Origin of the sequence: Photobacterium galatheae (genome assembly GCF_000695255.1) — a bacterium.
Lineage (GTDB): Bacteria > Pseudomonadota > Gammaproteobacteria > Enterobacterales > Vibrionaceae > Photobacterium > Photobacterium galatheae.
Window position 1 is genome coordinate 54,581 of record NZ_JMIB01000032.1, and the last position, 12,707, is coordinate 67,287.

14 protein-coding genes and 1 pseudogene are annotated in these 12,707 nt (G+C 49.3%); 10 read left to right on the forward strand and 5 right to left on the reverse strand.

All coding sequences use genetic code 11. The features are described 5' to 3' along the window. Positions 1-114 precede the first annotated feature (114 nt). The 7 genes and pseudogenes from EA58_RS16130 to EA58_RS16160 all read left to right on the forward strand — a co-directional run bounded on the left by EA58_RS16130 (position 115) and on the right by EA58_RS16160 (position 5,028). On the forward strand, positions 115-2,346 hold the full coding sequence (locus tag EA58_RS16130) for a polymorphic toxin type 17 domain-containing protein (RefSeq protein ID WP_200872193.1): 2,232 nt from the start codon (positions 115-117) through the stop codon (positions 2,344-2,346). A 15-nt stretch (positions 2,347-2,361) separates the two neighbouring features. After that, positions 2,362-2,640, forward strand: a complete 279-nt coding sequence (locus EA58_RS16135) for an Imm31 family immunity protein (RefSeq protein WP_036755117.1) — start codon at positions 2,362-2,364, stop codon at positions 2,638-2,640. Between the two features lie 271 nt (positions 2,641-2,911). Continuing rightward, positions 2,912-3,166, forward strand: coding sequence for a bacteriocin immunity protein (locus EA58_RS16140; RefSeq protein WP_036755118.1), 255 nt, complete (start codon positions 2,912-2,914; stop codon positions 3,164-3,166). Between the two features lie 182 nt (positions 3,167-3,348). Continuing rightward, positions 3,349-3,552, forward strand: a pseudogene (locus EA58_RS21610) (hypothetical protein); the annotation flags it as partial. Between the two features lie 2 nt (positions 3,553-3,554). Beyond that, positions 3,555-4,061, forward strand: a complete 507-nt coding sequence (locus tag EA58_RS16150; protein WP_036755122.1) for an ankyrin repeat domain-containing protein — start codon at positions 3,555-3,557, stop codon at positions 4,059-4,061. A gap of 154 nt (positions 4,062-4,215) precedes the next feature. After that, positions 4,216-4,641 (forward strand): hypothetical protein, encoded by a 426-nt coding sequence (locus tag EA58_RS16155; RefSeq protein ID WP_152548084.1) that lies wholly within the window; start codon positions 4,216-4,218, stop codon positions 4,639-4,641. Between the two features lie 126 nt (positions 4,642-4,767). Next, positions 4,768-5,028, forward strand: a complete 261-nt coding sequence (locus tag EA58_RS16160) for a bacteriocin immunity protein (RefSeq protein WP_036755124.1) — start codon at positions 4,768-4,770, stop codon at positions 5,026-5,028. 228 nt (positions 5,029-5,256) lie between these two features. Here the strand turns inward: EA58_RS16160 and hemL are convergent, their stop codons facing one another. Beyond that, positions 5,257-6,552 (reverse strand): glutamate-1-semialdehyde 2,1-aminomutase, encoded by a 1,296-nt coding sequence (gene hemL / locus EA58_RS16165; protein WP_036755128.1) that lies wholly within the window; start codon positions 6,550-6,552, stop codon positions 5,257-5,259. Between the two features lie 205 nt (positions 6,553-6,757). Here hemL and erpA point away from each other — a divergent pair, with 205 nt between their 5' ends. Next, positions 6,758-7,099, forward strand: a complete 342-nt coding sequence (gene erpA, locus EA58_RS16170; RefSeq protein WP_036755130.1) for an iron-sulfur cluster insertion protein ErpA — start codon at positions 6,758-6,760, stop codon at positions 7,097-7,099. 69 nt (positions 7,100-7,168) lie between these two features. On the opposite strand, the gene EA58_RS16175 is transcribed toward erpA, so the two are convergent. After that, the gene (locus EA58_RS16175) at positions 7,169-8,497 is read right to left on the reverse strand and encodes a peptidoglycan DD-metalloendopeptidase family protein (RefSeq protein ID WP_036755131.1); all 1,329 of its coding nucleotides are present in this window, start codon (positions 8,495-8,497) and stop codon (positions 7,169-7,171) included. 138 nt (positions 8,498-8,635) lie between these two features. On the opposite strand from EA58_RS16175, the gene tyrS reads away from it, so the two are divergent. Next, the gene (tyrS, locus tag EA58_RS16180) at positions 8,636-9,823 is read left to right on the forward strand and encodes a tyrosine--tRNA ligase (RefSeq protein ID WP_036755134.1); all 1,188 of its coding nucleotides are present in this window, start codon (positions 8,636-8,638) and stop codon (positions 9,821-9,823) included. Positions 9,824-9,877: 54 nt separating this feature from the next. Here tyrS and EA58_RS16185 read toward each other — a convergent pair whose 3' ends face one another. The 3 genes from EA58_RS16185 to EA58_RS16195 are packed head-to-tail and all read right to left on the reverse strand — an operon-like array spanning position 9,878 to position 11,931. Beyond that, positions 9,878-10,471: a flavodoxin family protein gene (locus EA58_RS16185; RefSeq protein ID WP_036755138.1), complete on the reverse strand. Its 594-nt coding sequence runs from the start codon at positions 10,469-10,471 to the stop codon at positions 9,878-9,880. 32 nt (positions 10,472-10,503) lie between these two features. After that, a complete protein-coding gene (locus EA58_RS16190; protein WP_036755140.1) occupies positions 10,504-11,490 on the reverse strand; it encodes a questin oxidase family protein in 987 nt (328 codons plus the stop codon). Positions 11,491-11,514: 24 nt separating this feature from the next. Further along, positions 11,515-11,931, reverse strand: coding sequence for a VOC family protein (locus tag EA58_RS16195; protein WP_036755142.1), 417 nt, complete (start codon positions 11,929-11,931; stop codon positions 11,515-11,517). A gap of 179 nt (positions 11,932-12,110) precedes the next feature. On the opposite strand from EA58_RS16195, the gene EA58_RS16200 reads away from it, so the two are divergent. Further along, positions 12,111-12,707 (forward strand): DedA family protein, encoded by a 597-nt coding sequence (locus tag EA58_RS16200; protein ID WP_036755145.1) that lies wholly within the window; start codon positions 12,111-12,113, stop codon positions 12,705-12,707.

The window sequence follows — 12,707 nt, forward strand, 5'->3', positions numbered from 1 at the left end:
ACCTGTCATTTTCACTGGCATTCCCCCCTCAAATTCCGTCACACCGCAACCCCCTCTGGATGATAAAATCTGCGCAATATGTTTGATATTTCAGCGTTTTATTCAGGGGGCATTATGAGTGTTGATGATGATACTGTGACAAGAAAATATCCGAAGGCGTCCTTTCCTCAGTTGGGAGAAAGCATCACCTGTGTGTTACCACAACCGGTACGGGAAGATCCGGCCCCAGTGGCACAATTTGAGTACAGCTTTGACCTGTCCTGCTCACTAGATGCGCTGCGCAAGCACAATAATTGTGAGTTCTTCCTCAGTAAGACCAAGGAAGAATACCGGGTGTCAAACTGGCAGGAAAAGCCGGTGGAACATGGTTTCCGGCTCACAACGCCTGTGATGGTGAATGAAACCAAATGTCTGTATGCGGCCCGGGCCTGTGAATCTCTGGGGGTCACAGAAGGGAAGCCGGTGACGGTACATCCGAAAGGCACGGATCAAGCGCTGGAAGCCTTGATGGCCGTGATCCCCGCAGTGGAAATTGACGGACGTCTGGGGCACCCCAGTCAGGGGTATTTCTATCACTTCTGCAACGGTAGACTGATGCAGGAATATCAGATTCTTGGGGAAAGACGCTGGGCATTTCGTGCCACACATACCACGCACGAACGGTTCCGGGATGACTATTATCAGGGCCACCTGAGTGCAATTTTGTTGCCGTGGAAGCGCGGCGGTGTGCTTGTCGATAATCAATATCTTGTGTACCGCCGGGAGCGGATCACCCGCCTGCATCTGGATCACCTGAGTGAAGACTGGCTGTTGCTGAACGGTGTGAAAATCGATCTCAATGCATTGCTGGATACCATCAAGCAGCCTGCGCTTGAGCGAACAGCCGCAGAAGGTAACCAGCAGCCGGCACCAGTGGTGAAAACGCACACCGTGCAGCGAGATCCGGTCACCGGTGAGCGCGAGACATGGCCTGACATAGCCGCCCAATACGGCCTGAACGCCCGGGAGTTGCTGAATTTAAACCCGCACTATGAGGCTGACCCGTTATCGCTGGATATCGGGCATCAGTTAATCGTACAGTCACCAGATGCCGTGGATGCCCCCAAACCCATTCGGGAACTGCCACCGGAACCGCCGCAGGCGTTTAATCAGGCACTGAACAGCCACTACCGCTACGACGGCCCGTGTATTGAAGACACCATCATTTATCCGCTTCACGGGAAGCATCTGGTTCAGGATATTCCGGTCGTCCGCATCAAATCTGTCGTCACGCCGGTGTTTGCCAAGTCGTGTAATCTGCCGCAAGGCAGCACAAATGCAGGCGCAGCACCCGAACCCATCACCAATTTCGGACCGTTTTCATGGTTTTTCAGCTCGGCGCATGCCAACCCGATCGGCGGTATAATTCAGGCGCAGCAGGCAACTCAGGCAGCACTCTCGGGCAGTGCGGCAGCAGGCGCAGCCGGAAATTGTTCGTCCTGTTCAGCCAACAAAGACGCCGCGGTTGCCCTGACCCGGCTGGCCGGGAAACTCGACAATGCACTGGATGAATACCGGCTGGTAGCGTCGGCTGGTGTCGCTTCTGTGTTCCTGATGCCACAAAGAATCTGGCACAACGACGACACCCAGCACACCGAAGCGGAATTGCATCAGCTAGAAAGTGTGCAAAGCCGTATCCGTATCAGCCTGACCGACCCCGCCCCGGGCGAACAATACCCGACCGTTCGCGCATGGCACATGAATTTCGCCAGCATTCCGGTGCTGAAGGTTGATTTTAATCAGCACAATCAAAGTTACTCCGTCGCGCTTGAGAAAGACGGCCCTCATCTCACCTGGCTCCCGACAGAAACGGGCAACCCTGAATGGCAACTGACGCCGGGTCATGAAGATGGTTTTGAGAAAGAGGACATTCATACTACACCGATTCCGGATGAATGGTTCCCGACGGTTGAAACCTACCCGGCCGCAGAGGAAGCGCACTGGAGCGACGTCGTTCTGGTGTTCCCGCAGAACTCGGGAATTGCGCCGATCTATTTGGTTTATAAAGTTGCAAAGCACACGATAAAAGGTCGATTGAAAGATGCCCAGTTACCAACGACAGGTAAAATTAGGTTTGTACCAAAGCGGGGTTATAATCCTTCAAACCCACTGAACAGAGGTCCCAACAAAGGTTTCATTGATCGGTTTGATAACGAATGGGTAAAGGGACCTTCCAGAACTGAGGGGCAAGCTTTTGAGTGGGATGTTCAATTATCTAAAACAGGGAGGCAAAAGTTAGGTTGGGCGGCGAGTGGAAAAAATAAAAGTCATGCTAATATTTCGCTTGATGGTAAAATCACACATTAATTAGAGGAAATAATTATGAAGGGAAAGTTTAACTTTTACGAAGTAGTGAAGATAAACTCGAAAAGATCTGAATTATCGGATGCAAATGGTTTAGAGTGCGCTATTTTAGGTATGGCAGAGAATGATGATGGAATTTACTGGTATTCTGTCAGCTCATTAATTGGAGAATTCAGTTGGGATCTTCGCGAGGATGAATTGGTTTCCACTGGTAAAACAATGAAGAGAGAGGACTTTTATACTGGAGAGTCAATTACCGTCAGCGTTAATCAGGATGGAGAAGGTAAGTTGAAGTAATAACTACATTTTTAGTTCAGTATTTATGAGACCCAGTAACCGTTCACTGAATTCCCGTCTGATGGCGGGATTTATCAGCTTTGTGCGAATGGTTTATTTCTTTGTATGATCTGAAAGCACCTCGTATCTCAGAGCAAAGAATCGTATCGCGAGATAAACAGATGACTGGTATCATAGATCATTTTAAGAAAATTAGTGTTTATCTTGATCAAGACACGATATTGATAAAATAAGGGTAAATTCTGTAAAGATAATATAAGGATTCACTCAAATGAAAAATGAACTGATCCAGTACACGGAACAAGATTTCCTAGGACTAGTGAAAGAACCCTATGATGAAAATTGTGATGATCAATTAGTTGAGGAACTTTTAGTTTTCTTCAATGAAATGATTCGACATCCCAAAGGAAGCGTATTAATTACACATCCAATGATGTGTGGTATTGAAGACTCTCCTGAAGCGGTGATCGCAGAACTCAAACGCTGGTACGCTGAACAAGGATTGCCTTGCTTTAAATCTGAGTAATTCCTCAGAAAGGTCACTTGAGCATATCTGTAGTTGTCTCAATGTGGCCTGTTATTTCCACTTCTTTTGCCTTTTTGCCATTCTTCTTGATTTTGAGTGTCACTGTATTCTCAGACTCCGACGGCAGATTAAAGTCAATGCAAGCATGTTTGCTGAAAATGGCACTATGACACAAATTCGGTGTAGAAAACCGCCGTATCTTACGTGCTGCTGAACAGTTGGGCATGACGCAACCAGAGCTGAATGATTTTGTGAACTCCCGTCTGGATTACTTTCAGATAGAAGAAGAGAAACGCAACTGGAGTCATGTAGATGAAAAGCCGGGATATGATGATTTAGAACTCATTAAAAAAGATATGAGAAAATTTCTAAGAAATAGGAAATGATAATGGCACTTGAAATTTTAGAAGCATTAGATGATCCAGATATCAATGAGTTAGAAAGCCTGATTAAATCAGGCTTTGATATTCATGAAATAACACCCAAAGAAAATTGGACGTACTTAAATAAGGCATTAATGAGCCCCGGAGCTGATGACCAATGCCCGGTAGAATCAGTCGAGTATTTGATTGATAAAGGGCTGGATGTTAATGCGATCGATAACTATGGCTATACACCGCTGATGTTTGCTGTGCGGCAAAGAAATGTCCCTGCAATGCGGCTCTTGCTGGAAAACGGCGCAAAAGAGACCCTTGAACACCGAGGAAAAGACTCTCAGAATGCCTTAGATATGGCATTTGACAACCACCCTTTTGAATTCAATGTGGTGAAAGTTCTCCTAGAATATGGTGCAGACCCTGATGCAGCTGCACCCGGAGGTAAATCTGTCCGTGAAGCAATGGATATTATTGCGGGCATTGACCCGGCCATTAAGACGCTGATTGCTAAGTATTAATTAGGTAAAATAAATGCGCTCTGAATTCCCGTCATCTGGCGGGAAATTTTCTATCCATCAAAACTTGTCTGTCTGAGCAAGGTTACTCAGAGAAAGTGCTTGAAAAAGCTCGCAACGAGTTACACACCATCAATTAACAAAATGGTTGGTATTCATGATGATGAATTACTATGATTTTTTAGGAAAAACTTATGAAGAGCTGGTCAAAGATCCGAGTTTTACATCTTTGATTGGAGGGAATGTGCCTTCTAAAATTGATGGTTATGATGATGAGTTTTACATTGAGTTATTTAATCGTGGTTTAGAGTTTCAGTTTTATAGCGAAGAGAATAAACTAAAGTTAATTATCGCTTACAATCCTGCATATTTTGAATATGGTTTAAAAGGCATCGATAACCGCAAAGATATACATGACTTAATCGGTATGCCATCTGAATCAATGTTAGAGAAAACCGTTCCTGTATTAGGTATGGTTGGTGCTTGGGATAAGTTTGTTATAGGTGAAAGCAAATATTTCCAAGTGGTTTATCATGTTGGTTCAGATAAGGTTAAGTGTATACATTATCTGATGGGAAGTTAATGATTTCGAATGGCATTTTTAATTTCACCCAAAAGTTTTTCAGAGCACAAACCAGTATGTAGACAGACTGGTTTTATTCATGACTGAGTAATTACTTAGAAAAGGCCAGATGGAAGGATTCATGAAATGCTAAAAAAATTCAATCATTACACAGAAGTAGAATTCCTAGTTTTGCTGAAAACGATCTATTCTGATGACCGTGACGATGCCTTTCTTGAGGAAGTCGTTGATTATTTCAACAGTGCAATAGTCCATCCAGAAGGAAGCGCTCTGTTAACACACCCAACGATGTGTGGTATTGAAGACTCTTCTGAAGCGGTGATCACAGAACTCAAACGCTGGAACGCTGAACAAGGATTGCCTTGCTTTCAATCTAAGTCATTGTGATTGCCCTGACCCGTTTCGCCGTTTGAGAGACCAGAAGATGAACGTGATGATGAACCTGTAGTTAATGACGATGACTATGATTCAGCGAAGCTGCAATATCAGCATGATCTTGAAATACGTAAAAATAGATGTGTCATGTTGTGACGAAAAGAACAATTTACTGCGAAAAGAAAATCTAAAAAAGGGCAGGAAAGATCTGCCCTTTGAGGAATGTAATGCAGGCCGTGCTTATTTGGCTTCTTCTGCCAGCGTTGCAAAAGCGTATTCAGCTGCTTCCAGCGTGGCGTGAATTTCTTTTTCACCATGGGCCAGAGAAGTGAAGCAGGCTTCAAACGCTGACGGAGCCAGGTAGACACCTTTTTCAAGCATCAGGTTGAAGAAACGCTTGAAGCGTTCCACATCACAACGGGCCACGTCCTGGTAGTTGTGCACGTTTTCCTGATCGGTAAAGAAGAAACCGAACATCGCGCCAACCTGATTGGTGACCAGTGGCACACCGTATTTGTCAGCCAGCGCCTGAAAGCCCTCGGCCAGATGTTGTGTCGTTTGAGCCAGACGTTTTTCGTTACCTTCCTGTGTCAGAACAGACAGACAGGCGTAGCCCGCGGCCATGGCGACCGGGTTACCGGAGAGTGTACCTGCCTGATAAACAGGGCCGGTTGGAGCGATGTATTGCATGACGTCACGACGGCCGCCGAATGCGCCGACAGGCATGCCGCCGCCAATGATTTTACCCAGTGTTGTCAGGTCTGGTTTGACATCGTAGTAAGCCTGCGCGCCACCCTGTGCGACCCGGAAGCCGGTCATGACTTCATCCAGAATCAGCAGTGCGCTGAATTCGTCACAGATGTCGCGCAGCCCTTGCAGGAAGCCCGGTACCGGCGGAATGCAGTTCATGTTACCTGCGACAGGCTCGACGATGATACAGGCGATTTGGTCCGGATTTTCTGCAAAGGCAGCACGAACGGAATCCAGATCGTTAAAGGTGCAGGTCAGGGTGTGCTTGGCAAAGTCAGCCGGAACACCCGGTGAACTTGGCTGACCCAGGGTCAGGGCGCCAGAACCGGCTTTGACCAGCAGACAGTCGGCGTGGCCATGGTAACAGCCTTCAAATTTGATGATTTTGTCCCGGCCGGTAAAGCCACGGGCCAAACGAATGGCACTCATGGTCGCTTCAGTGCCTGAACTCACCATACGAACCATCTCCATCGAAGGGACCAGTCGGGAGACCAGTTCTGCCATGGTGATTTCCATTTCGGTTGGCGCGCCAAAGCTCAGACCCTGACGGGCGGCCTCGATGACGGCATCACGGATGGCAACATGGTTGTGGCCAAGGATCATCGGGCCCCAGGAGCCAACATAGTCGATGTATGCTTTGCCATCGGCATCAAATATATAGGCACCGTCGGCACGTTCAATAAACAGCGGATCGCCGCCCACGCCTGCAAATGCGCGGACCGGAGAGTTGACCCCGCCAGGAATGGTGTGTTGTGCTTTGGCAAATAAATCAGCCGATTTGCTCATGGTAATTTCCTGTAATCCTTGGTGATGAGGGCGTTATTGTACGTAAATGCGAATTCAATGGCGAGCAGCCTTTCTTGCTCAGAATCAGTAAAGTCGTGAGATGATGGTCAATACTTGAACGCAGCAGTCAGGTATTAGATAATCGTGACAAAGGTCAGATGACAACAGTCAGATGACAAAGTGATGATGAATTGAGAGGTTGCGAATGAGCGATGCCAGTATCCCGCTGAACTTTTCCGACGTTGCAGCGAATAAGGTGAAAGCACTGATTGCGGAAGAAGAAAATCCGAATCTGAAGCTGCGCGTGTATATCACTGGCGGTGGCTGTAGCGGCTTCCAGTACGGTTTCACGTTTGATGAGAAGGTGAACGAGGGCGATACCACCATTGAAAACAGTGGTGTGACGCTGGTGGTTGACCCGATGAGCCTGCAGTATCTGATTGGTGGGACCGTGGATTATACCGAAGGTCTGGAAGGTTCGCGTTTCTTTGTGAATAACCCAAATGCTACGACTACCTGTGGCTGTGGTGCTTCTTTCAGCGTGTAATGCACTCGTTCTGCACTAAATATTGAAAAGCCGTCACTGCAGTGACGGCTTTTTTATTCGCGTGAAACCTTAGCCCCGGGGAGGTAACAGGCTGGTATTGGTATTGGCTGCCAGCAGATGACGGAACTGGGTGAGCTGTTCGATGCGCTCATTCGCTTGCTGGATGAACGCAGCTTTAGCCTTCCCTTTCAGTGACTCAGCCTGAGGCAAAGAAACTGTCCGCGGGTTTTTATGCGTCCCATTCACCAGGAACTCATAGTGCAGATGCGGCCCGGTGACACGGCCTGTGCCACCCAGTTTGCCAATGGTCTGCCCCTGTTTGACACGTTGCCCGGTTTTGACCAGACGCTTGCTCAGGTGCAGATATTTGGTGACGTAAGTTGCACTGTGGCGGATAAAGACGTAATTGCCGTTAAACTGGTTATAGCTGGATTTCATGACCACACCATCACCGGCGGCCCAGATCGGTGTGCCCACAGGTGCCACGTAATCGGTTCCCCGGTGTGCTTTTACTTTCCCGGTGACCGGGTGCAGGCGGCGAGGGTTGAAGTTGGAACTCACGTAACGGAAGTTGACCGGTGAGCGCAGGAAGGCTTTCTGCATGGCCTGTCCGTTTGGATCATAATATTTTCCGTCATGGCTGCTTCTCACTGCCATGAAGGTCTGCCCCAGGTTGGTAAAGGAAGCAGCCAGAATGTTCCCCCGGCCAATGGGTTCACCTTCGACATAGCGTTCTTCAAACAGCACGGAGAATGTATCCCCTTCACGGATATCCAGTGCGAAGTCGATATCCCAGCCGAAAATGCCTGCAATTTCCATGATTTGGTTGGCTGTCAGGCCCGCATCGGTTGCCGCATTCCAGAAGCTGGAGGTAATGACGGCCTGAGCAAAATTGAGTTGGGTGTCCACTTTCTTTTGCTCTGTTTTCGAAGCGAAGGTGTCGCCTTTGCGCGTGATATAGAGGGTTTCAGTGGCATTGATGGGTTGAATGAGTTGGATCAGCTCACGATTTTCATCGAGTCCGAAACGCAATTTGTCCCCGGGACGCAGGGTAATCAGTGATTTCGTGCCTTCATCGGCGTTGATCAGTCGATACAGGGTTGCCGGACTCAGGCCGACTTTATCGAAGACCAGAGCCAGACTTTCGCCGGGCTTAATTTCATGGTCTATCCAGGAGAGTGGCGGTGGCAGTAAAGGGGGAGTGACACCACTCGCTTTGAGTTGAGGGCCGTTGAGGTCGAGTTCGAGGGGGTAGAGTTTGCCGATTTCAAACTTTCGCTCGGGCTGGTCCATTTCCTCTGGTTCCGGCAGCAGCATCAGCAGCACAGTCACCGCACTAATGGCGGAGATAAGAGTCTGGTGCATCCGTGGCAACCGGGAAAATTTTGATATTAGCATTTGATGATAGTTATGATGTTTTTTGCGTATCAGTGAAAAATAAGACAAGCCTTAGTCTAACTGGTTTCAAAAAACATCGCTATTCAAGTAAGATTGCCCTTTATCATTTTTATGCCAATTTTGTGGGAGTGAACAAGAATGGCCAGCATTGAACAAGCGTTAGCGGAAATTAAGCGCGGGGTCGACGAACTGATCCCGGAAGAAGAGTTGATTGCCAAACTGAAGGAAAATCGTCCTCTGCGCATCAAACTGGGTGCGGATCCAACAGCGCCGGATATTCACCTGGGCCATACAGTGATCCTCAATAAACTGCGTGCCTTCCAGGAGCTGGGCCACGAGGTGACTTTCCTGATTGGTGATTTCACCGGGATGGTGGGTGATCCGACCGGTAAAAATACCACGCGACCACCGCTGACCCGTGAAGATGTGTTGCGCAATGCTGAAACTTATAAAGAGCAGGTGTTCAAGATTCTGGACCCGGCCAAAACCAAAATTGAGTTCAACTCCACCTGGCTGTCCAATCTGGGTGCCGAAGGCATGATCCGTCTGGCTGCCAGCCAGACGGTGGCCCGTATGCTGGAACGGGACGACTTCAAAAAGCGGTATAACGAAGGTCGCCCGATTGCCATTCATGAATTCATGTACCCACTGCTGCAAGGCTACGATTCTGTGGCCATGAAAACAGATGTCGAGCTGGGCGGGACTGACCAGAAATTCAACCTGCTGATGGGCCGTGAGCTGCAAAAGGCAGAAGGTCAGAAACCTCAGGTTGTGCTGACCATGCCACTGCTGGTGGGTCTGGACGGCGTGAAGAAGATGTCGAAGTCGGCCAATAACTACATCGGTATCGCTGAAGCGCCGACGGAAATGTTTGGTAAGATCATGTCGATTTCTGATGATCTGATGTGGAACTACTATGAATTGCTGTCTTTCCGTCCGCTGGAAGCCATCGAGCAGTTGAAGCAAGAGATTGCGAATGGCCGTAACCCGCGTGATGTAAAAATTCTGCTGGCGAAAGAAATCATTGCCCGTTTCCACTCTGAGGCGGATGCAGATGCAGCAGAACAGGATTTCATTAACCGTTTCCAAAAAGGAGCGATGCCAGATGAAATGCCTGAGTTTGAATTCGAAGCCGGTGCTGCAATTGCAAACCTGCTGAAAGATGCGGATTTGGTGAACTCGACTTCTGACGCGCTGCGGATGATCCGTCAGGGTGCCGTGAAGATCGACGGCGAAAAAGTGGAAGATACCAAGCTCGAGCCGGTTGCCGGTACGGCGGTGTATCAGGTAGGTAAGCGTAAGTTTGCCCGGATTACCCTGAAGTAATTCTGCTGATGATCACAGACGAAGGCGCCGATAAAGGCGCCTTTTGTGTTTCTGTCAGGCGATCTCCGCAACGGGTGATTTTTCTGCGGCAAACTGAGAGAGCAGTAGGGTGGCAACACGCTGTCCGAGATGACTTGCGGTTTTTAAATCGGCCTCACTGAGTGCCCCTTCCGGGGTGTGACCACTGGCACCTAACTGGCGACCCATCGGATTGATGCGCTTGTCGTGATAACCAGAAGGCATATCCATCCCCACCCACAGCATCCCGTGCTGCATGGCGAGAATCAGCAGATAGTTGAGCGTGCTGTCTTGTTCGCCGCCCTGACTACCGCCGACGGTAAATCCTGCCGCCAGTTTATTTCGCCAGCCCTGCTCACTCCAGCTCTCGCTGCTGGCATCAGCAAAAGCCTTGAATTGGGCTGCGGGGCCGCCCATATAGGTCGGGCTGCCAAAAAGGATGGCATCGGCATGTTGCAGGCTGGCAAAGAGATCCGGATCGTTGAAACGGCCATTTTGAATGTCTTCACCGGAAATCCGGTAGCGAATCACCTGAATGTCAGGTTGTGTTTTGGCACCCTGGGCGACCGCTTCTGCCATGTCGTGAGTTGCGCCAGAGCCAGAATAATAAACTAAAGCAATTGTTTTCATATGAGGTTCCTTGTTGAGGGAGAACACCCTGGTTAAGCGTCATGGGTGGCAAGCCGCATCTGGATCGCAGCCAGATATTCATCGAATGCAAAGGTCTGATACAGGCGGCTGCAGCTGTAGGTCAGTTTGATACTGTGATCATCAGAGAGCCCGGTGACTGTGGCGAACCAGGCCGGCCAGTCTGGCTCGATACGAGTCGCAGGGGCTAAAGAGAACGGAGGAAGCGGTTGCGCCGAGCAGAAAGCAGCCACATAAGCCTGCCAGTAGTAGGCCAGCGCCAGCTGGCGATCCGGGACATAAGGCAGGAGCTGTTGCAGGGCATCAAAACCGGTCACACCATGGAGCAGCGTAAAATCGTTGCTTGCCAGATAAGCACGGATTGTGAGGCGGGCAATTTCGGCTTCCGTGAGTTTGTCTGGCACTTCAGCGATGGCCTGATAGGTTGGTTGAGCAACCACTTCCTTGATGCGATCAACAATGATGCCTGGTTGAAATTTAAAATTCCTGAATGCATCCAAAGCCAATGTCAGCTGCGTCTCAGCGGAATAATGGCGGGTGCTGGTGAGTGGGCTTAAGGGCTGATATTCGCTGGCCCAGTAGGCCAGTGCCATGGCGATTTCCTCATGATCCCCGGCTTCTAAAGCATAACTCAGGCGGATCATGCCGTGAAAAGCGCTGGCAGCCAGACCTGGCAGCAGCACAGGCAGCCATTCCCGCAGGACAGTAGCATCTCCCTGTGTGGCGAGTTGCTGACGAAACTGCTGATGAAACAGTGCAAAACTGTCTCGATGACCCAGCGCTGGCGTTGTTTCCTGATCGGGAAGGATCTGACGGACTGGCTGCAAATGAGACGTGTAATCCTGATAAAAACGTTGCAGCTGTAATGGGCTGGCACCACAGCGATCCAGCGCGATCAGCGCCATCGGTAAATGGTTGGCCAGATCATGGCCATATAGCGGATCAAATTGCAGACCTTGCTGAATCAGGGTCAGACATTCGGGGCGGATGGGATGAAACATTGCTGCATCTCCTGATATTTGTGCTTACAAGGAATAGTCGTTGCGTTGAACCGGGTCATCACTTAGATATTGTATGAATTCCCACTCGATTCCATCCTGATCAAAGAAGTAAGCCCGTTTGCGCCAGGGGTGATCGGTTTCTAAATCGTTTTCCCGGTACCCGGCATCAAGCAACCGGGCACGCACCTGCAAGATATCTTCAACAACCAGACCAATATGATTGATCCCCAGATCGCGGTAGGGATGGCGGTCGATCTGGTCGCGTTCAATCACTTCTTGTAAAGCCAGATAAGTTGCGTCGGTGCCAATATGACACCAGCGGTACGTGGGTTGCTGACCCTGATGGCGGACTGAGAATTCCGGGATCGCGGTTTGCAGAAAGCGGATCGTATTTTCTAAATGACGGACGGTGATATTGGCGTGTTCGACGTAGGGTTGCATGGGTGCCTCCTGGCTTGAGTGATGCTCTTTTTAGTAAAGTATTTTGTTTACATAATAGGTTGGATTTTAGTTAAGTAAAGTTTTTTGTTTATTTAATTGGGCGAGGGAAGCTTTCTCAGAATGTGAAATCGGTATAGCATGGGGAGCATTCATCAATAGTCCCGGAGAAAGAATAAGGTATGGCGAATCTGGTACAGGATCTGGCCCCCCTCATGCAGGAGTACGGATATACCGTGCTGGCGTTGGCAATTGCTGTTGAAGGTCTGGGGATCCCAGCGCCAGGTCAGTCTTTATTGATTGTGGCCAGCTATCTTTCTGTCAGTGGGACATTTTCCTTGCCAGCGGTGCTTGCGGTTGCAGGTGCGTCAAGCTGGTTGGGGAATACGGCCGGGTATCTGGTCGGCTCAAAATTTTCGCATGTGGTCGAGCAGCGGGGATGGCTCAAGCCCGCTTCCGTTGAGAAAGTTCATGGGTTTATTGACAAGTATGGGGTGATGGGACTGGTGCTCAGCCGTTTTCTTGAGGGATTGAAACAGCTGATGTGTTTAGGCTGCGGTATGGCGCAGATGCCACGGCATCATTTTCTGATAGGGAATACCCTGGCGGTTGGAATCTGGCTGGTGGTGTTTGGCATGGGCCCGGCCTATTTCCATGAAGAGATCGGGCAAATTGGTCTGTTTTACCATCATCACCAGCAAGCTTTCTGGAGTGTGGCTGCAATCGCGGGACTGGCGTTGCTCTTCTGGTTTTTCCGAAGACGCAGTCCCACGCGCTGA